A 20,073-nucleotide genomic window follows, 5' to 3' on the forward strand; every position below is an offset into this window, starting at 1 on the left:
TTGAAGAAATCAAAATAGCCATATCTAATAATTACGAATAAACTAAAAATAATCCATCTCACAAATGCACCTTGAATACCACAGCTTCACCAATATCCGTAAGTGGGATTGACAAACTATATCTTACCTCGAAAGAATCTTCATTAAAATTAACCGACCCTGAACGCAATACGCCATAATTTTTCAACGCCGGTAAATTGTCCGAATAAAAAATATCCCTCGTTATGATAGTATCAATCATCTCATTATCATCTACACTGACTTCCAGCTTCGATTGATAGGTATTAGATACAAAATCTTTAATACCGTATATCTTCGTGTAAACATCGGGAATAGCTAAAGAGCTATCATATAGACAGTAATGCCTGAATTTAACCCTTATTTGCTTTCCTTTAAAACTATAAGAAGTATCGACACTCAGCGTATCATCATACCGTGTATACTCATTATAAATATCCTCCAGTTCCTGCGGCTCAAAGTCCTCTTCGTGAGTTCCCGCCACTACTGTTTCTTTTTTCAACGTATCCTTTCCGGATTCCAAATTCGCCGCCTGCCTTTCAACAGCTACGCTATGACACCCGTTATTTACCAACATCACGCCAGTAATGAAAACCGCAAACAGCCAATTGATTTGTAATTTCATTCTTATTTCTGATCGTTATTGAAAAGTTACTCCGCTCTCAAACTCTCCACCGGATTCACCAACACCGCCTTAATTCCCTGATAACTCACCGTCAAAATACCCACCAGAACCACCAACAACCCCGCAAGCGCAAACATCCACCACTCAATATCTATCTTATAAGCAAAATGCTGCAGCCACTTATCCATTATCATCCATGCCAGTGGTGATGCAATTACCAACGCTATAAAAATAAGCAAGATAAACTCTTTCGACAATAACGTAAACAAAGAAGCAAGACTCGCACCCAACACTTTGCGTATACCTATTTCCTTTACACGTTGCTCCGCAGTAAACATCGCCAACCCCAACAAACCAAGACAAGATACAAAGATGCACAAAAACGAAAACCACCCGGATAATTTACCCACAATCCCCTCGCTCACATACAATTTCTGATACTCCTCATCAGCAAAGTAGCAAGTAAAAGGAACATTGGGGTTCAACTCTTTACAAATCCTCTCAAGACTAGCCATCGCCGTTTTCGTTTTGCCCGCCTCTGTACGGACAAGAATATTCCCCCAGTCCTCATTTTCCCCGAACCGGAGTATCAGCGGTCGAATAGGATCATGCAGCGAGGCAAAATGGAAGTCTTTTAACACACCTATGATCGTGCCCTTCTTTCCCCAAAAGGTTAACGGCTTGCCCACCGGATCTTTGTATCCTATTATCTTCAACGCCGATTCATTGATAAGATATCCTGCTGAATCAGTCGCAAAATCTTTGGAATGATCGCGTCCCGCTACCAGTTTTAGATTCATCGTTTTTACAAAATCGTATCCGACAGGCGTATTGGTAAATACCGGTGAATTATCCGGCTGCTTTCCCGCCCATTGCACACCAGTAGTACCACTTGTTACGGAAGTCGGCGATTCTCCTATTCTCGACACCATCTTTATACCCGGAGCATTTAATGCCGCCTGCTTAAATACGTTGTACTTGCTAAGCAAATTACCTTCCACAGGAATATATACCAGGTTTTCCCTGTCATAACCAAGATTGATATGCTGTATATAATTCACCTGTTTTGAAACGATGATCGTTCCTATAATGACGATAACCGAAAGCACAAACTGGAAAACGACCAGTCCTCTGCGGAACAACGTCGCATTCCCGCTGAACTTCAGCGTTCCCTTTAAAACACTGATAGGCTTAAACGAGGATAAAAAGAGTGCAGGATAACTGCCGGCAGCAAGACCTGTAATAACAGTCAAACCAATAAGACCTATCCAGAAATAAATATTCGCAAAAGGAAATACCACCTGCTTGCCTGTTACCACATTGAAATAAGGCAGCGCGAGGATCACAATCAGCAAGGCCAGTACAACAGATACACCCGTCAGTATCATTGCCTCACTCAGGAACTGTGTTATCAGTGAAGAACGTAATGCCCCTGATACCTTACGTACGCCTATCTCTTTCCCTCTTTTAACAGAACGTGCGGTTGTCAGGTTCATAAAATTGATGCAGGCAATCAACAGGATAAAAACTGCCAATATGATGAATAATCTCACGTATTCTATACGCCCACCGGATATATAACCGTCTTCATCGCTGAAGTTAGCATGCAGGTAACTGTCGCCAAAGCGCTGCATGCCCAGTTCCAGGCGATAACCGGGAGCACTATACTTTTCCAGCGCCTTCCTGACCTTCGCTTCAACACGTTCCAGGTTAGCGTCCTTACGTAACATAACAATGGTATTAGGCCCCGTATTCCCCCAATCCTTTGCCCACTTGTTATCATCCAGGAAATCTGACCAGTTGATCAGAAAATCAAATTTCGCGGAAACATTTCCCTGCAGATCATCAAATACCCCAGTCACAGTCATTTCCTTCCTGTTATCATACCTGATTGTTTTACCTAAAGCAGCTGCCGCACTACCAAAGAAAGCGATCGCCATTTTATTGGAAATACACAATGTACCCGGACCATTCAATGCCGTGGCAGGAGATCCTTTCAGCAAAGGATAACTCATCATCCGGAAATAATCCGAGTCGGCATAATAACCATCAAACTTCAACATTTTATCTCCAGCCCTAAAAACAAGCCGGTCCGGAGTATCTTTAATCCAGGCAAAAGCAGAAGCATATTCTATTTCAGGGATCGTACGCTTCAGTTCAGCAGCCAATAAACCAGGTGTATTATACCCTGCATATACTTTGCCACTGATAGTCTGTCTTTCATACACTACATACAAGCGGTCGCCATTCTTATGAAAATTATCTATGCTGAGTTCATCCCATACCCATAGAAGTATCATCAGACTACACGCCAGACCAATCGTCAGTCCCACTATATTAATAACAGAAAAAGCTTTGTTCAACACAAAGCTTCTCCAGGCCATTTTCAGATAGTTTCTTAACATGAAGCGTCGTTTTATATTGTGCGGTATGAAAATAATATGCCGCACAATATAAAACAACGCCTCAGTCAACTATACATAAAAAATCGGATCATATGTCCAGTTATAAAGTAACTGGCGTTCATTTACGAACATTGTGATGGATCTATTTATGCTTCCGTTTCTACTTCCTTCGGATTGGGTGCTCCCTTTCCTGTCGCAATCAGGTTTTTCAGACTTTGCTGTATGTATGATGTCCATGCATCGTTACAAATCTTGTAACACTCATACGCAGGTACCAATCCCTGATGCGTAAAGCGTATCTCCGTTTTACCACCCTTTTCCGCAATCTCGAAGATGATCCTTGTATCGTTCCATTCACTCTTATCCTCCGTAAAACTGAAATAGTTGTCCAACACATGCCACACTACTTTCTGTGCGGGAATAAGCTCAATAACCTTTATACGGCAGCGGTGAACATCCTTAAAGCTGTATACAAATTCACCATTGAGTGTATCTGTGCTTCCATCTATATTCTCAGACCACCATCCGCGAACGTTATTGATAGCATCAAAAGCCTGCCGGGCTGTCTGATCCACCAGAATAGTAGCCGTGAAATCCTGATTATTCATACTTGCGTGTTTTAATGTTAAACCAAATTTACCCCCTATTTATACAACATTGGCTGTACTGTTTAGACATTCTGACAGGTGGATTTAGACAGCCCCGACTATCTATTCCCTCACATGTAATACCTTATACGTTGTTACAGCATCATTCGCTCTCAACTGCAGCAGATAAACACCTGCAGGCAGGTCCGGTGTCTGCCAGGTAATAGTCTGTACACCTGGCTGCATCACCTTATCCATCAAAGTGGCAATCATTCTGCCATTGACATCGTAAACATTCAGCTGTACCCTGCTTTCATTAGCCACATCAAATGTAATGACAGTATAACTGTTGAACGGATTAGGATAAGTCCTGATAAAGGCTTCGCCCATCAATTCCTTACGGGCACGGCTTTCCAGATCCTTCCATTCCTCAATACCACTATCGCTTGTTGCTGATGACTGACGCAACGGCATTGCCCTAAGCTCATTAATGATCTTTTGCGCAGCATTAATAAGAGCGTTCCTGTCAACATTTGTCAGACGCGTTCTCTGCGTAGCATTCCTTACCAACACAATGAACACCCTGAGTACGAAGATCGCAGGCTGGATCTGTCCCCTGTTTTCCAGTGCCAGTGAAATAGCCACAATGCCGTTCAGTATCCTGCCTTCCCGCGGTGTAAGCCTTCCTGCGTTCACCAGGGCAGTGATCTGTTGCATAAGTGCCCTATACTGTTGCGCGACATCCGGCTGCTGCTGGATTACCTGTACAGAAACACTGCTTTGATCATCTTCCGTGCTGATGCCATTACCAGGAGATGAATCCGGATCAGGTAGTTTGCTGGCCGTCACTTCAGCAGTATTGGTAATCGTTCCGGCTACATTAGCAGTACCTGTGATAGTCAGCGTAGCCTGCTGACCGCTATTCAGCAACGCTACCTGCCACTTACCTGTCGTATTATCATATGTACCAACAGTCGCAGTAGCCTGCTTAAACATAATACCAGCCGGCAGCAGATCTGTTACAACGACATCCGGCGCATTGGCTGTTCCCTTGTTGGTCAACAGAAGCGTGTATATTACCGGATCGCCAACAGTATACTGCGCCTTGTCAGCCTTCTTAGTCAATTCAAGATCTGCAGTTTCTACATTACCATTTTGCAGACAAGCGCTGAACTCACTGGTATTGTGATTGCGATCAGTCGCAGTACTGGTTACAACAGCGCCTGCCGGCAATGTTATACCAGTCAATATTGCATTAAACGCAGCATTACCACTGGCATCTGTAGTTACTTTAAATGAATCCAGGAAAGCCTGTCCCTCGCCAAATCCCGTAGGATTACAAGCATCATTGGAGAAGAAATCCAGTCTGAAAGTGGTATTAGGTGTACTATTCAGCGTACCTTGTATACTGGTGTTTCCACCATTACTGCTCACTGCCGTCAATACAGGGAAGTTTTGCAGATTATTCGGTCCTGCATCTGCATCACCAGCATCATTGGCAGTAGGTCCGTCATTGCCCAGGTCAATACCCAGACCGGTATTCTTAAAAATTGTATTCGCTATTAACGGACTACCAGTCCCGGTTCCTCCGAAAGCAATCCCCTTACCATTGGCAGTAATAGTATTGTTGTTAATGCTGGCTGTTGCGGCATCATTCACCAGTATGCCGATGCCATTACCCGAGATGGTATTGCCCTCCAGGTGTGCTATTGTAGTACCATTTATCAGGATACCTGGTCCTCCGTTATCGATGACAGTGTTATCAAGTATACTTTTTTCCGTGAGAAAACTGGTAACTTCCAGCCCTCCCAAAACATTCTTCTCAAAAATATCTTTCTCTATGAAAGCGCGGACAGTAACAAGATTTTTCCCATCACTGATCCAGCGCAACCCACCGCCACCATTGAATGCAAACCTGTTCTCCATAGCTGTGAGGGTAGCAATCACATTCGCATCTGCAAATAGATCCAGCCGGTCTCCGTCCTTACCATTATTGACAGCTGAAGAACCTAACAGCGCATAGCTGAATTCTGTTCCTGCTTTCAATACCACCTTTCCCGTTCTTGCCCCGCCGGCATTGCCTGTATAAGCATCTGCTTTCGCCCTCAGGGCCATTTGCACACCAGGGGCAAGGTCTGCAACATAGTTAAAAGCCACCCCCGCATTCCCCTGGTATACGCCATTGCTGAAATCTTTGTTACCCGCTGCATGAAATATAAAGTTAGCCCCTGCCTGTCCCAGTTTCAAAGTATCGCCGGCAAAAATCCAGTCGATCTTTCCACTGACCGACTCTACTACATCCAACGCCATCCCATTACCCGTATGAAGATTATTCTGGTACATCATTTGTACATTCCTTCCTTCACCAAACCGCAGCTTACTACCAATAGTCATATTGCCATTAATACTATTCTTACGGATATTATAACTACCGTCGCCCTTCACAAACAGATCAATACCAACACCCACAATATCTGTAATAACATTCCCTTCAATAGTAATAGGTTTAGCACTGGCAGCAATACCCACTTTGAATTTGGCGCCTGTCTTATTTTCTCCTATAAAATTACCCAGTATCTTAATCCCTTCTGTAAAACTACCGGTTACGGTTACACCGTTCGTGCTGGTAGTACCGGCCATTTTGTTCCCTTCGTTTGGGGCCGCACCACCGATGGTATTATTGGGTGCATTATTTAAAACAACCGCATCGCCCTTATTCGGTAAAGCATTTTCACCCGATATATCCAGTCCGATGAGATTACCTATAGCAAGATTATTCGACGCACCATTGGTGCCAAACTGCGAGGAATCCAGTCCCTGGATATTAATACCACGGCCTTCATTTCCCGATATGATATTTCTTGCAATACCCGTACCTCCAATGATAGAACCGGGCGTATTATCAATGAATATCCCATCTCCACCATTGCCTTTGGCAACAGTACCTGTAAAATCGGTACCGATATAATTGTTCTGTATACGGTGCCCGCCTTCGCCCGGAGGTGGCGTACCCGAAATGAACATACCGTGAGAAGAGAAACTGTTGATGACAAAAAATGAGATCTCACAGCCGCCGCCCAGTAGACGCAAACCTATTGCACCACCTCCTGCCATACTACCGTCCAGCTCAATACGCCTGCCGTCATTGTTAACAGCATCTATCGCCACTGATCCAAGAATAGGCGGTAACGCACCAAGCCCTGTGCTACCTATTTTTATAACGATACTACCCGTACCCGGTGCATTAGGAATGGCAAAAGTGATCCGGTTCTGTCCCAGGTTACGGTTACCATTCTGATTTTGTATAGCGGCACGAAAGGTACATTGGTCACCCATTGTAATAGGGTCCACGTCACATTTCCCATCATCCCCGATATCATTCGCATTAGGATCACTTTCATCGCCGGTCATATTTACCGTAAAGGTCTTGGTAGATTGTGCCATCATACTGACCGGCATCAATAATAAAAACAGTAAGAAGATTTGTATCAAAGCACCATAGGAGCAATTTTGTTGTGTTACACAAATGGGGTTTCTAAGAGATAAATACTTCTCATTCAGATGTTGTCTCATGGTTATATGCTTTAGGAAGTAAGCAATACGATGTCATCCAGACTATTGGCATCCGTTTCTGTTCGCAAAGGAGAACAATCATGCTACATGTTCATATAGTGGGGTTACCTACGAAAGGCCCACTCAAGCTGTTGAGTATTCCATTGGAGTATTGTTTTTAGGGAAGGAAAATAAATGGTATAAATAAGAATCGTGAAAGTCTAAATTGGCTGCAATGCTACGACAAGTACGATGGAATCGATTCCAAACCAGTTAGTTATTCATAGTAACAAAGTTCATAAAAAACAGGAGAGTTCAAAAATAATATATCATTCTTTACGAAAATTCTTTCAGCAGATCAGGCAGCTGAGCGGGAGTGTACATCAAATATTTATTAGTTTTACGCATCTATGGTATTATTCCCTCCCGGAGGCATGCAGCTTCTCATCCTGCTGATACTGAGCGGCATTATGTTCCTCTGTATCAGGACAAAAAAACTGACTATTCCAGCGGCCCTGCTGGCAGGTGTAACCGGCGCTATTACCTTACTGGGTACTGGTTGGGTGGGCATACTTTCACTACTGCTGTTTTTTATGCTGGGCGTATGGGCAACTTCCCACCGGAAGGATCTGAAAGCTAAGATCACACCTGAAGGTACACATCCTGAAAGTCGCAAGGCCAGCCAGGTCTTTGCCAACGGCGGCGTAGCAGGGATTGTGTCGTTCATTGCCTGCCTCGATCACTCACGGATAAATCTATACGAACTAATGATGGCCGCCAGCCTTGCATCTGCACTGGCAGATACATTGTCGTCTGAACTGGGCATGGTCTATGGCCGTAACTTCTACAATATCTGGACTTTCAAAAGAGAACCCAAAGGCCTTGATGGCGTTGTCAGCCTGGAAGGAACACTGATCGGCGCAGCTGGCGCCGGACTAATGGCACTGCTGTATGCCTGCTTTGATAAAATGGGGATTATTGTTCTACTGGCAGGTGTACTGGGAAATCTCGTTGATTCTATACTCGGCGCAACACTGGAACGCAGTAAATATATCGGGAATGATGTGGTGAACTTCCTCAATACATTGTTCGCCGCACTTTTTGCCGGCGTATGGTATTTGCTTGTATTGCTTTCATAAGAAGGGATTTGAGTTCATTTTATCCTTTTTTTTTATTAAATTCATTATGAGCAAGCATCATTACACCAAACAGCCATTATCATGTCTACGCAAACTGATCACAAAACCACGGTATTTGATAAGTTCCCCAACATACGTACCCCACACCTGGAACTTGTCCAGATCACCGAGCAACATGCCCATGACCTGTTTAAAATACTATGCGACAAACAGGTGAGCCGGTACTATAACCTCTTACCTCCGGAAGACGAAAACGACTGCCAGCGTCTGATCGATTACTTCCGTGAACGCTTCAAATCAAAAACTGCCATCAGATGGGGCATCCAGCTGAATGACGATAACGGTATCATTGGTACGGTAGGATTCAATCACTTCACCAAAAAGCACCGCGCCAATATCGGGTACGATCTGCAGTTTTCATACTGGAACAAAGACGTTATTGCAGAAGCCCTGTATGCAGTCATCAGTTTCGGCTTTTTTGCCCTGGATATCAACCGTATAGAAGCAGAAGTGATGGAAGGCAACGACCCTTCCATAGAAGTGCTGAACAAGATAGGCTTCAAACAGGAAGGTACCCTCAGGCAGTGGCATTACTGGGACGACAAACACTATGATATGCTGATGTTCTCTTTGTTGCGATCGGACGGAGAGGCATGACGTAAATTACCAGCAGGTATGCCCTGATGACCCCAACTTTTTCCTGCGAATCCCGTAAACCCGGTTGACCGGTTTACGGGATTTTTTATGCCTCAACCAAACAAATAACACATTAACACCATGCGTTATTAAATACTAAAACAGATACTTACATACTACTTATTTCATACAATCCTTGTGACGCTTCTATCATACTGTATTCGGTGAGATAACCCATATATAACCCATATATAAGCCATATATGACCCATATATAACCCATATTTAAGAGATATGGATTATATATGGGTTATATATGGGTTGATAATAGTTTGTAGATGATTTACAGAAGGGAATTACTTATATTAGTAGTATATTTAAAACAGGTTAACTTCCATCTGAGAATGTAATCCATACCTTATTTGTAACCATTTAAAAATTTAATTCCCTTATTATGGCCATTGTCAAAAACAAGATGCTCGACATCTCCGGTAGTTTAGGAGGGTTCAGCTTTTACCAACGGAAAGACTCCGACAAAACCATTTTACGCACCAAAGGAGGCGCCACAAGAAAGATGATCGAGAAGTCGCCAAAATTTGCGCTGACGCGTCTTAACAATAATGAATTTGGAGACGCAGCAAGGGGCGGCTGCTCAATCCGCCTGGCGATATTTCATATCCGGCACCTGGCAGATTATAATTTTACTCCTCCAATGAATGCTTTATGCAGGTCTATTATGAAGATGGATACCGAGGGAGCACTCGGCACCAGAAGAGCGGAATTTTCAAAATACCATCATCTGCTGGACGGGTTTAATCTTAACAGACGATATCCTTTCAACAATGTGGTAAAGCCACCTATCTATTGTACAATAGACAGGGATACGGCTACTGCTACCATTCAACTTCCTGAGCTGACTCCGGGCATTAACCTGTCATTACCATGGCAATATCCCATGTACAGGATTGTGCTGTCAATTGGCATTCTTGACGATGGTGGTGTTGACCGCGATTATGCCGCCAGTCGCCCCCTGCTGATCAATCAGCCTTTTACTACGCCCTGGCGATTAGCAGCACAGGCATACAAAGGAGAAACGATCGTACTGCAACCGGATACTGCAAAGAAGTTGGATAATGATGAAACACTGGTAGTATCCATAGGCATTGAAATGGGTACGCTGATCTCCGATGCGGTGATTGAACGGGTAAAATATGCAGGTAGCGGAAAGATCCTGATAACAGGATAATAAAAACGCTGGCATGAGGGCACCACAATACTAGAACCTGAAACCGGCCGTAATATAGGGCAGTGCACCTTCTTCAGAGATGCCGACTGCCGCCTGTATCAGGAACAGTTCTACCGGTATGATATAGATGCCGCCTCCATAACCGTCGTGCCATCTGCCGGAAGATTCGCTGGGCATCCATACACGGCCCAGATCATTAAATCCGATCAGGCCTACACTGCCCGGCAACAGGTAAGAGGTGAAGTCAAATAATTTCAGGCGCAATTCAAAGTTGTGATACACGGCAGTCTTTCCAATAAAACGGTTGGTATGAAAGCCGCGGAGGATCTGTGTGCCGCCTATAGACATCATCTGGAAATAAGCAGGATCACCGAAGGTGGTACCAGCGGCTATACGATTTGCCATGACCAGCGTAGAATCACCGATCAGGGGAACATAAAAGCTAAAGTCAGACGTGAGTTTGCCATATCTTTTATTTTCCCTGTTCGTTTGCTGCATACCCGTCAGCTCCGTATGCCAGTTAATGCCCTTACGCGGCATCATACCCGGGTTACGTGTATCTGCCTCGATAGCGGCTACCAGTCCGGCATAAATACGGTCGTCAAACACTCTTTCTCCGGGGAAGGTAGCATTGTACGCGCCCAGGAACTTATGACTATTATTGGCCTCCCGGCTGGTATAGAACTGCCCTGCAACACCTCCGCTAACGGTCAGGTGATGGCCAATACTGCGGTATAACCTTACATCTCCGTTGATCAGGTCATAGCGGTTACGGTAATACGTAATCTCTTTATCACCTTCATTTACAAAAACAGATTCATTACCCAGACCGAAGAAATTACTAAGGTTGTGCGGTCCGCGGGAAAGGATATTGACACGCAGGTCATTCTTTCCTATCAGCTGCTTAAAGTCAGCCAGGTACTGTAACAGGAACGCCTGCCGGCCGGTCACATAACTCGCTATCAGCTGATGCTGTTGCGCGTAAGGTTTCTTACGGAATCCCTGCTTTTCATACATCATATTGGCGCGGAACATCAGGCCCTGATCCGGGTTGTACTGCACTGAGAATAAAGGTCCTAACCTGTCAAACAGGAAACTGCGTTTGTCGTAGCTATTCACAGATGTATCTGCAGCTGTTTTGATCTTCGCGTCTCCTTTTGGAGGTATATGATTCTCTTCGTCAGATCGGTCATATACATATAGTCTCCCTTTACGCGGCACATCGTCTGCCACGGTGAAACTATCTACCCCACTCCCTCCTATCATACGTATACGGATGGGTGAACGCTCATTGCCTGTCACCCGGAATACGTCGTGCCCGTCGAGGCCATACAGGCGGACTTCCTTAGTCACCGCCGGATCGAACACCCGTTTATACATAAGATCATCCGTAGTACCATCTTTCTTCACCTTATAGATAGCTACGGCCATCTTTCCCTGTGGCTGTCGCTGGATATCCAGCAGTTCCTGTTTATCAGAAGCCGGCACATCGACATAGATAGACAGGAACTTATAATAGCTGATCGCCTCTTTCTCCAGGTTATTCCTACGGGCAATGAATGCACTGATGATCCGCTCCCCCGACAAACGGAAAATCGTATCCGGCATCAACATCACCGAGCTGCGGATAAGACTGTCTGTGAGCGTCGCCTGGACATAATGCACCTGTTCCCTCCAATCCTCCTCACTCAGTCCGTTCAGGAAATAGCGGTCAAAAAAACGGGCATTGTAGTTAAAGCCCTTGATATCCCTGATATGATCATGATAACCCTGGAACTTGGATTTCAGCCATTGATGGGAGATGATCCAGGGGAATAGACCGGTGGTATTATAGTATACCTGGTCCCTGTCGCGAGGTACAGGGGTATAAGTCACGTTCTTCTTATTCTTTTCCCGCTCCCAGCGCCATTGATCTTCATGCCGGTCCCAGTCGCCCAGCAGCATATCCAACAGTCTTGCCCTCAGCACGATCTGTTGATTAAGATGCACATCGTTATCTTCCTCCAGCTTGCGCTGTGTTTTTTCTGTATTGTCCGTGCGACTGGCATCTTCGGGTTCTCTTTCTTCAAACAGGAACACCGCATTGGCAAAGTCCTGCCGGTACTCGCCCAGTGCAGGATCATCAGGAACATATACGATCTGCGGATTGGCATGTGGTATACCCAGGGCTTCCGCCAGTGGCGGCACAGTCAAAGACGAATAAGGATGTGCAGTGACCACCTGGTCCTGCAGAATATCTTTGGCAATGGTGGCCCTCAGATTTTTTGGAAGTCCGCGTTCAGGATATTTCTGGATGGTACGCAATACCCACTCATGGCCATTGGCATCTTTCAGCCGTAAAGATTTGGTTTGCAGTCCGCCGCCCTTCTGTTCAATAATCAGCCCACCTTTCTCTTTCTCCAGGTAAAACACCTTCATCTTTACAGGGGCAGCCCATAGCTTACGGTAACTCTCTCCAAATAACATACGGTGTAGGCCACTTACACTATCATAAGCGGGAGAAATAGCTACGGTAATACTATCGCCTGCAGGCGTTTGTGCCTGCGCCGTGGAAATTGCCAGCATAGCGAGGGTAGTAAAAAGTCTGTTTAGGCCCATGCGGTTGTTTTGTCGGATTGATAAGTTATCTGGATAACATGACACCCCAGCGAGACTTTCAATATCAATGTTTGTGCCGTGCCGCCAGATAACCTTCAGAAGGAACGCGAAAAATACGAAAATGAAAATAACTCCCATCAAAGAAGGCACAAAAATTTCTATTTGAAAGCGCTGGCAGCTAACCAGCATCAGGTCCGCCTTATGCAAAACAGGTATTACAGAAACATTGTTCTATTGCGGTTGATATCATTAAGGGGGGCAATTCCCGAGAGCCGGTGTGCGCAACCCCGGGCAATCTGCGTTCATAACAAATGCCATTAAAAACAAGCCAGGCCCACCTCGGATGGGGCCATTGTTTGTACGCGGGATGCCCCCCGGGGCCAATGTTGTAACGCGGGTGCATCACCGGAATCCCGCGTTTATAACAAATGTCATTAACAAAACATAATAGGACTCCGTCAGGAGTCCCAGTGTTTGTAGCGCGGGGTGAAACCCCGGGGCCAGTGTTTGTAGCGCGGGATGCATCCCCGGGGCCAGTGTTGTAATGCAGGTGCATCACCGGAACCCGCGTTTATAACAAATGTCATTAACAAAACATAATCGGACTCCGTCAGGAGTCCCAGTGTTTGTAGCGCGGGGTGAAACCCCGGGGCCAGTGTTTGTAGCGCGGGGTGAAACCCCGGGGCCAGTGTTTGTAGCGCGGGATGCATCCCCGGGCCCGTTGTTTGTAACGCGGGTGCATCCCCGGAATCCACGTTTGCAACGCGATGTGAAATTCGGGAACCCATGTTTTTAGCCCCCATGGCACCCCAGGGATACCATGTCGCATGCTCCCGGAATTCATACATTACGATCAAACAATCATCAATCCGGAACCGGACTCGCCCTAACCGCGCTATTTCTAATAAATACAACTGACATCAAGGCCCCGAGAAAGCCCAGCAATCCAGATATACGCATGATTTTCTGATAGGCTGATACGAAGCTGCTATGATATAGTTGGGTTACATTCTCTTTATCTTTTTCGTTCAGTGATGCGGGAACTTTGGCGTTCCCCAGTTCACCCGCCTGTTGTATGACCTCCTGCTTACTGGTCTCATTCAGGGGTGATGCGGACAGTTCCTGTTTCAATGAACCAGAGAAAAACAGGACGGCCAATGCTCCCAATATAGCATTCGCAAACACCCCTGCGATACGTGACAAAGCATTATTAATACCGGAAGCTGTTCCCGAGTGTTGATCACTGACAGCCCCCATCACAGTTGCTGTTAGCGGCGCTACAGTAAAAGACATCCCCAGTCCGAAAACAACAATACCAGGAAAGAAAGTCCTGAAATAAGCGGATGGTCCGGGTGTTTGTCCAACGAAAGACAACATCAGCAGCCCAGCTCCGGCAATAGCCGGACCAATAGTCAGTAACAATTTGGGACCATATTTATCGGCCAGCGTACCCGCAAAGCGGGCCACGAACACCATCAGGATGGTAAAGGGTAAGAATGTAAGTCCTGACTGCAACTGATCATACCCCTGCGCCTGTACCAGGTTGAGAGAAAGAAACAACATACCGGCTCCCAGTCCGGCGTAGAGAAAGAGGGTCAGCAGGTTGGCCCCGGAGAAGGTCATGTTCCTGAACAGCGACAAGGGCATCATCGGATGTTTGCTTTTCTGCTCTATAATGATGAAAGCGACCAGCAGCAGCAGGCCTGCACTTAATGAAACAAGCACCTGCCAGTTATTAAATCCGATCTCGGGGATACGCAGGAAGCCAAAAGTAATAGCCGCTAATCCCAATGCAATGGCTGCAGCACCGGGGAAGTCCAGTGTTTTATCATCATCATCTGCAATACTTTCCTTTACTTTCCTCCAGAGGATAAGCACTGCTAAAACGCCTATGGGTACATTAATGAAAAAGATATAACGCCAGTAACCGGCATCAGCTAATGCACCGCCTAGTATGGGTCCGCCGATGGTGACTACGGTAGTAAAGGCCGACCAGGTGCCGATAGCTTTACCTCTTTCGTCTTCATTGATGGAGGAAGAGATCAGTGAAAGACTGCCGGGTATCATCAACGCTCCTCCGATACCCTGTAGTACTCTGAAGACGATCAGTAGCGTTACATTGCCCGCCATTCCACAGGCAGTAGAACCGATGATAAATATGAGGATACCGGTAATGAAGATCTTTTTACGGCCTAACTTATCTCCCAGCGAACCACCGATCAGCATCAGCGACGCCAGCATTAACAGGTAGGCGTTCAACATCCAGAACAGGTCAGGACCGGAGGCGTGCATGCTTTTCTGAATAGCGGGCAGGACCACATTCAGGGCCGTACCATCAATAAAGGCCATTGCAGAGGCCATGATTGTCGATACCATGATCCATTTGCCAGCTGCGCTGGAGAGAGATACTGTTGCCATTCACGGAAGTTAGGACAAAAAAGGACGCCGAACTCATTCCGCCCTCAGGCTCTTAACGGCGACGTACGTTACAATGTAAATGCAACAGAGGGTACCTATTGCCAGGCCAGTGATATTGATAATGCTGAAGGTTTTATTTTTCGCCAGATTACGGAGCGCAATTTTGAGGAAGCTTTTTATCATAACGGGCATTATTTGCACTAGTTGGAAAAACTAATGTAATGCCAGTTATTAATTACCTATAAATGAATTATTTAACAAATGTACTTTGTTAAAATCCGTTCGATTTTGGGATTAAAACGTTCATTTTGGGACAAGGGGGAATGTTGGGAGAGAGTTCATTGGGGGGTTAACAATTTGTCTGTTTTCAATGAGTATTGGATGTAGTTAGTGAATCTGCCGCCGTTCCTTTAATTAATATTCGTTGCCGCCAACAGGTCTTTGCTTGTCAAAGTACCTTTGTCGACCAGCTTTTTGACATACCCTTCCTCCGATAAGGGACAGTTGGCCAAATCGAGAAAGTCATCTTTCCCGAGATGGCACTGTTTCTTCATTTTGGCTATTAAGTAGTCATTTATATCCTGATCATTATGACTACAAAATGTTTGCAGGACATATTTTCCATTGTGCCAGAACTCCAGATACTGGTGGTCACCTCCTGCCTTTACAAAACCTTTACTAAGCAGGTTTCTCATTGTCTTTTGTGCTTGTAATGCTGCCATTAGTTTAAAGTTACTTCTTTAACAATAGTATTTAATACGGTTTTAATGCGCTGAATTCTCTCGGACATCTGACCATCGGATAATTCATTATACCGCTGATAAATAAAGTCAAACTCCTGCGCAAAATCGTGCTCAGCTTCTGCTTCAGTTCTACCTGTAGCCACTATCCCTAACATCTCATTCTCGATCATAAAATATTTATCTTCGCGGCTCAGCTTAGAAGATAAAGGAGCATGAAGTGAATAAGTTCTCTGATCAGAGATAATCAACTGGGGAGAATACGATAACATAACTGATTTGTTTTGGTTTAAGTCAATAACTTTGGCTACTCCTTGTTTACCCTTTTGAGGGTTGGTGTTAGCAACACCGGTTTCACCATTTGTCTTGAAGGCCATTGGCGATACGCTAGCCTGGGTACGATCATTTACAATGTGTAACATAAATCAATAATTATTTACAGCAACAAATGTACACCCTGCTTTCCGGGATATTTCAGTTCATTTTGTTCATTCTCCATTCCTTCCCTCCTCATTGTTCATTTCAATAAAGCCTCCTTCCGAAAGCCAAATCAGTAAACTTGAGTCAATGATCATGGAAGAAACGTTAATGGATATACGGGACAATATTGCAATCGCGAGTCTATTAATGGGAAACAGTAGAATGGGGTTATGTGCGATGGCGGAAACCGGGAAGTCAACTTGCCATAAAACAAAAAAGGATTACATTTCTGTAATCCTTTTCGAGGTTTCGAGCGGATTCGAACCGCTGTAGGAGCTTTTGCAGAGCTCAGCCTGACCACTCGGCCACGAAACCTTATCTTTGTGCGCCCATCCGTTCGATGGGATTGCAAAAGTAGTAAATTTTAGATATTTGCCAAATCTATTTCACAATTTTATCAGATAACCATGAATAAACGTATTGCAGAATCTGAACTGATATTGAATAGCCGGGGTGCTGTATATCATCTGGATGTCAGGCCAGAAGAGCTTGCCACGACTATTATCACGGTAGGTGACCCTGATCGCGTACCCGAAGTTAGCAAACATTTCGATCGTATAGAAAGCACACATCAGCACAGGGAATTTGTCACCCATACCGGCTATATCGGACAAAAAAGGCTCACTGTCGTATCTACCGGCATCGGAACAGACAATATCGACATCGTGCTGAATGAATTGGATGCCCTGGTAAATATCGACTTCAGTACCCGGACCGTAAAACCGTCCCTTACCCGGCTGCAAATCATCCGCTTAGGTACTTCCGGCGCCCTGCAGGAAAATGTACCGGTAGACAGTTTCGTGGTTTCCTCCCACGGTGTAGGTCTGGACAATCTCCTGCCCTGGTATGAATTTGAGAATACCGCCGCCGAAAAAGACCTCCTGGAAGCTTTCAGGCAGCAGGTACACCTGCGCCCGGGTAGCGCCAGCCCTTACCTCTTAAGTGCTGCTAATAGCTTCGCAGGACGCTTTACAGAGGGATATATCAGCGGCATTACTATTACCTGTCCAGGGTTTTATGCTCCTCAGGGACGTGCGCTGAGAGGACCGCTCTCCCACCCTCAGTTACTGGAACAGCTGACTGCCTTCCGTCATGGCGATCATTACATTTCCAACTTTGAAATGGAAACTGCCGGTATTTATGGCCTTGGCCGCGTACTGGGACATGATTGCCTGTCTATCAGCGCTATTGTGGCCAACCGTATCAGGCAGGAATTTACCAAAGACGGTGCGCTGGTAGTTGAGAACCTCATCAAACAATCCTTAGCCATCATAGAAAAGCTCTGATTATCATAGGTCCCGTAAATTTGACTTCGTCAGCCATCAACTGTTGACCATGTCAAGCAACAGGCCCGGGTAGTAAAGACCCGGGCCTGTTGTATACGGACTATTGACTATCACCTAAATGACTTACTTTTGCGCATTATGTCAGCAATTCATTTCTACAAATACCAGGGAACCGGCAATGACTTTGTGATCATGGACAACCGGAAAGGCGAGTATAATTTTCTGACGGAAGAGCAGGTAAAATTTCTGTGCGACCGCCGTTTTGGTGTCGGCGCAGATGGACTGATGCTCCTCAATACCCAGGAGGGCTATGATTTCGGAATGAAATATTACAACGCTGACGGTCGCGAGAGCAGTATGTGTGGGAACGGTGGCCGCTGCCTGGTGGCTTTCGCCCGTAAAATGGGTCTCAGCAGCGAAAAACTCAGTTTCCTGGCTGTAGACGGTCCGCATGAAGCTACCCTCAAAGGTGATAGCTGGGTGAACCTGAAAATGCAGGACGTGAACGGCGTAGAACTAGGCTCTCTCTATTCCTATCTCAATACCGGCTCCCCTCACTTCGTTAAGTTTGTAGACGACGTGCAGTCGGTAGACGTATACACTGAAGGAAGAGGCATCCGCTATAACGACCGCTTTGCCAAAGAAGGCACCAATGTTAACTTTGTTCAATCCCTGGAGCAGGGCATCTTCGTTCGTACTTATGAACGCGGAGTGGAAGATGAGACCTACTCCTGCGGTACCGGCGTCACTGCTGCAGCCCTGATGACTGCAGGCCCGGAGCAGAAAGAATATGTTATACCCGTGCAGACATTGGGCGGAAATCTGGAAGTGCGTTTTACCAAAACCGGTGAAAGGTCCTACAATAATATCTGGCTGTGCGGACCCGCAACCCTTGTTTTCGAGGGAAATATCACTTTACCATAACTTTAATTAATCTACCTTTGCGGCCGGATGATCCAATATTTCAAAAATATAGACGCGCGTACGGTAGAAATATCAACTCCTGAAAACGGGGCCTGGGTGAATATTACCCCTCCCCTGAAACAGTCGGAATTTGAACTACTGTCAGAAGAACTGGATATTCCTCTTGACTTCCTCACCGACTCCCTCGATATCGATGAGAAGTCGCGCTACGAACTGGAGGACAATGTAAAGCTGATCGTTATCAAGACGCCCACGGAAAATAATTCCATCAACGAGAGCGATGCCTATTACATTACCATCCCTATCGTGATCATCCTTACGCACAACCAGATCCTGACCGTCAATTCATTCGATAATGCGGCCATCAACCGCTTCCTGAATACCTTCCATAACCGTCATCCTGAGAAAAGGAACATGATGGTGCTGAAGATCTTCGAAAAGGTGACCATGAACTTCCTGGACTACCTGAAAGAGATCAACCAGCGCAGGAATATCCTGGAACAAAAACTGTATGACAGTAACCGTAACGAAGAGTTACTCTACATCATGCGGATCCAGAAAAGCCTGGTGTATTTTCTAACAGCCCTTCGCAGTAATGAACTGCTGCTCATGAAGATTGAACGTACCAACTTCCTGGGATTGAATGAAGACGAGAAGGAATTCCTGCATGACCTGATCGTAGACACCTCACAGGCGCTGGAAATGGCGAACGTCTATACCAACATCCTCAGTAGCTCAATGGATGCCTTTGCCAGCATCATCTCCAATAACCTGAACCTGGTCATGAAACGCCTGACGTCCATCACCATCGTTCTGACCTTCCCCGTATTGGTAGCCAGTATATACGGTATGAACGTAGAGATCCCGTTTGCCCACTCAGCACACGCTTTCTATATTCCGGTCATACTGTCGATCGTGATCTCCGTGATCATGAGCTGGTATTTCATGAAGAAGAAATGGTTCTAAACGATGTTTAATGTTCGCGTATACGGCATAATGATGAATGAGCAGAAACAGGTGCTCGTTACTGATGAATATATCCGTGGCGGATATTATACCAAATTCCCCGGCGGCGGGCTGGAATTCGGAGAAGGTACCCTGCAATGTGTGGTACGTGAGTTCCAGGAAGAACTGGGACTTGAAGTGGAAGTCGTAGAACACATCTATACAACCGATTTCTTCCAGCGCTCTGCTTTTGGTGATAACTCCCAGATCATCTCCATCTACTACCTCGTAAAACCTTTGTCGGAACTCAATTTTCCTGTGCTGGACAAACCTTTTGATTTCGTTATTCCCGAAGATAAACGCGATGTGGAAGGCGCCAGATGGATAAATTGGGAAGAGTTTTCCGCCGAAGCAGTCACCCTTCCCATTGATAAAGTAGTTGCTGATATTGTGAAACAGCGCTATTGAGCGGAAT

General features: G+C 45.6%; 15 protein-coding genes and 1 tRNA gene. 7 read left to right on the forward strand and 9 right to left on the reverse strand.

Annotated features, from left to right (window positions below; genetic code table 11):
* Positions 1 to 58: 58 nt before the first annotated feature.
* The 4 genes from BLR32_RS09295 to BLR32_RS09310 form a co-directional block, all read right to left on the reverse strand.
* Positions 59 to 643 carry a hypothetical protein gene (locus BLR32_RS09295; protein WP_089830914.1) on the reverse strand — a complete coding sequence of 195 codons (585 nt, stop codon included), beginning with the start codon at positions 641 to 643 and terminating at the stop codon, positions 59 to 61.
* A 26-nt stretch (positions 644 to 669) separates the two neighbouring features.
* The gene (locus BLR32_RS09300) at positions 670 to 3,048 is read right to left on the reverse strand and encodes an ABC transporter permease (RefSeq protein WP_089830916.1); all 2,379 of its coding nucleotides are present in this window, start codon (positions 3,046 to 3,048) and stop codon (positions 670 to 672) included.
* A 146-nt stretch (positions 3,049 to 3,194) separates the two neighbouring features.
* A complete protein-coding gene (locus BLR32_RS09305) occupies positions 3,195 to 3,656 on the reverse strand; it encodes an SRPBCC family protein (protein ID WP_089830918.1) in 462 nt (153 codons plus the stop codon).
* 102 nt (positions 3,657 to 3,758) lie between these two features.
* Positions 3,759 to 7,082, reverse strand: a complete 3,324-nt coding sequence (locus tag BLR32_RS09310; protein WP_176842219.1) for a right-handed parallel beta-helix repeat-containing protein — start codon at positions 7,080 to 7,082, stop codon at positions 3,759 to 3,761.
* Between the two features lie 539 nt (positions 7,083 to 7,621).
* Between BLR32_RS09310 and BLR32_RS09315 the strand changes: the two genes are divergently transcribed.
* The 3 genes from BLR32_RS09315 (at position 7,622) to BLR32_RS09325 (ending at position 10,207) form a co-directional block, all read left to right on the forward strand.
* The gene (locus BLR32_RS09315; RefSeq protein WP_245705386.1) at positions 7,622 to 8,326 is read left to right on the forward strand and encodes a DUF92 domain-containing protein; all 705 of its coding nucleotides are present in this window, start codon (positions 7,622 to 7,624) and stop codon (positions 8,324 to 8,326) included.
* Between the two features lie 81 nt (positions 8,327 to 8,407).
* Positions 8,408 to 8,983, forward strand: a complete 576-nt coding sequence (locus BLR32_RS09320) for a GNAT family N-acetyltransferase (RefSeq protein WP_089830923.1) — start codon at positions 8,408 to 8,410, stop codon at positions 8,981 to 8,983.
* A 432-nt stretch (positions 8,984 to 9,415) separates the two neighbouring features.
* On the forward strand, positions 9,416 to 10,207 hold the full coding sequence (locus BLR32_RS09325; protein WP_089830925.1) for a hypothetical protein: 792 nt from the start codon (positions 9,416 to 9,418) through the stop codon (positions 10,205 to 10,207).
* Positions 10,208 to 10,237: 30 nt separating this feature from the next.
* Here BLR32_RS09325 and BLR32_RS09330 read toward each other — a convergent pair whose 3' ends face one another.
* The 5 genes from BLR32_RS09330 to BLR32_RS09360 all read right to left on the reverse strand — a co-directional run bounded on the left by BLR32_RS09330 (position 10,238) and on the right by BLR32_RS09360 (position 16,758).
* Complete coding sequence (locus tag BLR32_RS09330; protein ID WP_089832108.1) at positions 10,238 to 12,805, reverse strand: BamA/TamA family outer membrane protein; 2,568 nt, start codon at positions 12,803 to 12,805, stop codon at positions 10,238 to 10,240.
* An 864-nt stretch (positions 12,806 to 13,669) separates the two neighbouring features.
* Positions 13,670 to 15,223, reverse strand: coding sequence for an MFS transporter (locus BLR32_RS09340; RefSeq protein ID WP_089830929.1), 1,554 nt, complete (start codon positions 15,221 to 15,223; stop codon positions 13,670 to 13,672).
* A 410-nt stretch (positions 15,224 to 15,633) separates the two neighbouring features.
* Positions 15,634 to 15,945, reverse strand: coding sequence for a type II toxin-antitoxin system HicA family toxin (locus tag BLR32_RS09345; RefSeq protein WP_089830931.1), 312 nt, complete (start codon positions 15,943 to 15,945; stop codon positions 15,634 to 15,636).
* Complete coding sequence (locus BLR32_RS09350; protein ID WP_089830933.1) at positions 15,945 to 16,385, reverse strand: hypothetical protein; 441 nt, start codon at positions 16,383 to 16,385, stop codon at positions 15,945 to 15,947. Before BLR32_RS09350 ends, BLR32_RS09345 begins: the two co-directional genes overlap by 1 nt.
* A gap of 302 nt (positions 16,386 to 16,687) precedes the next feature.
* A tRNA-Cys gene (locus BLR32_RS09360) sits at positions 16,688 to 16,758 on the reverse strand.
* A gap of 92 nt (positions 16,759 to 16,850) precedes the next feature.
* Between BLR32_RS09360 and BLR32_RS09365 the strand changes: the two genes are divergently transcribed.
* The 4 genes from BLR32_RS09365 to BLR32_RS09380 all read left to right on the forward strand — a co-directional run bounded on the left by BLR32_RS09365 (position 16,851) and on the right by BLR32_RS09380 (position 20,066).
* Entirely contained in the window at positions 16,851 to 17,729 is an 879-nt protein-coding gene (locus BLR32_RS09365; RefSeq protein ID WP_089830937.1) for a nucleoside phosphorylase, read from the forward strand.
* Positions 17,730 to 17,867: 138 nt separating this feature from the next.
* Complete coding sequence (gene dapF / locus BLR32_RS09370; RefSeq protein ID WP_089830939.1) at positions 17,868 to 18,653, forward strand: diaminopimelate epimerase; 786 nt, start codon at positions 17,868 to 17,870, stop codon at positions 18,651 to 18,653.
* A gap of 27 nt (positions 18,654 to 18,680) precedes the next feature.
* Positions 18,681 to 19,619 (forward strand): magnesium transporter CorA family protein, encoded by a 939-nt coding sequence (locus BLR32_RS09375; RefSeq protein ID WP_089830941.1) that lies wholly within the window; start codon positions 18,681 to 18,683, stop codon positions 19,617 to 19,619.
* A 3-nt stretch (positions 19,620 to 19,622) separates the two neighbouring features.
* The gene (locus tag BLR32_RS09380; protein WP_089830943.1) at positions 19,623 to 20,066 is read left to right on the forward strand and encodes an NUDIX domain-containing protein; all 444 of its coding nucleotides are present in this window, start codon (positions 19,623 to 19,625) and stop codon (positions 20,064 to 20,066) included.
* Positions 20,067 to 20,073: the final 7 nt, after the last annotated feature.

The organism is Chitinophaga filiformis (assembly GCF_900102545.1).
In the GTDB taxonomy this organism is placed as follows: Bacteria; Bacteroidota; Bacteroidia; order Chitinophagales; family Chitinophagaceae; genus Chitinophaga; species Chitinophaga filiformis.

Excerpts from the sequence above, each read along its gene's own strand:
- BLR32_RS09345 (WP_089830931.1), bottom strand. The coding sequence starts at position 15,945 with ATGGCAGCATTACAAGCACAAAAGACAATGAGAAACCTGCTTAGTAAA.
- BLR32_RS09295 (WP_089830914.1), bottom strand. The coding sequence starts at position 643 with ATGAAATTACAAATCAATTGGCTGTTTGCGGTTTTCATTACTGGCGTG.
- BLR32_RS09310 (WP_176842219.1), bottom strand. The coding sequence starts at position 7,082 with ATGATGGCACAATCTACCAAGACCTTTACGGTAAATATGACCGGCGAT.
- BLR32_RS09375 (WP_089830941.1), top strand. The coding sequence starts at position 18,681 with ATGATCCAATATTTCAAAAATATAGACGCGCGTACGGTAGAAATATCA.
- BLR32_RS09325 (WP_089830925.1), top strand. The coding sequence starts at position 9,416 with ATGGCCATTGTCAAAAACAAGATGCTCGACATCTCCGGTAGTTTAGGA.
- BLR32_RS09315 (WP_245705386.1), top strand. The coding sequence starts at position 7,622 with ATGCAGCTTCTCATCCTGCTGATACTGAGCGGCATTATGTTCCTCTGT.
- BLR32_RS09380 (WP_089830943.1), top strand. The coding sequence starts at position 19,623 with ATGTTTAATGTTCGCGTATACGGCATAATGATGAATGAGCAGAAACAG.
- BLR32_RS09300 (WP_089830916.1), bottom strand. The coding sequence starts at position 3,048 with ATGTTAAGAAACTATCTGAAAATGGCCTGGAGAAGCTTTGTGTTGAAC.
- BLR32_RS09320 (WP_089830923.1), top strand. The coding sequence starts at position 8,408 with ATGTCTACGCAAACTGATCACAAAACCACGGTATTTGATAAGTTCCCC.
- BLR32_RS09350 (WP_089830933.1), bottom strand. The coding sequence starts at position 16,385 with ATGTTACACATTGTAAATGATCGTACCCAGGCTAGCGTATCGCCAATG.
- BLR32_RS09340 (WP_089830929.1), bottom strand. The coding sequence starts at position 15,223 with ATGGCAACAGTATCTCTCTCCAGCGCAGCTGGCAAATGGATCATGGTA.
- dapF (WP_089830939.1), top strand. The coding sequence starts at position 17,868 with ATGTCAGCAATTCATTTCTACAAATACCAGGGAACCGGCAATGACTTT.
- BLR32_RS09305 (WP_089830918.1), bottom strand. The coding sequence starts at position 3,656 with ATGAATAATCAGGATTTCACGGCTACTATTCTGGTGGATCAGACAGCC.
- BLR32_RS09330 (WP_089832108.1), bottom strand. The coding sequence starts at position 12,805 with ATGGGCCTAAACAGACTTTTTACTACCCTCGCTATGCTGGCAATTTCC.
- BLR32_RS09365 (WP_089830937.1), top strand. The coding sequence starts at position 16,851 with ATGAATAAACGTATTGCAGAATCTGAACTGATATTGAATAGCCGGGGT.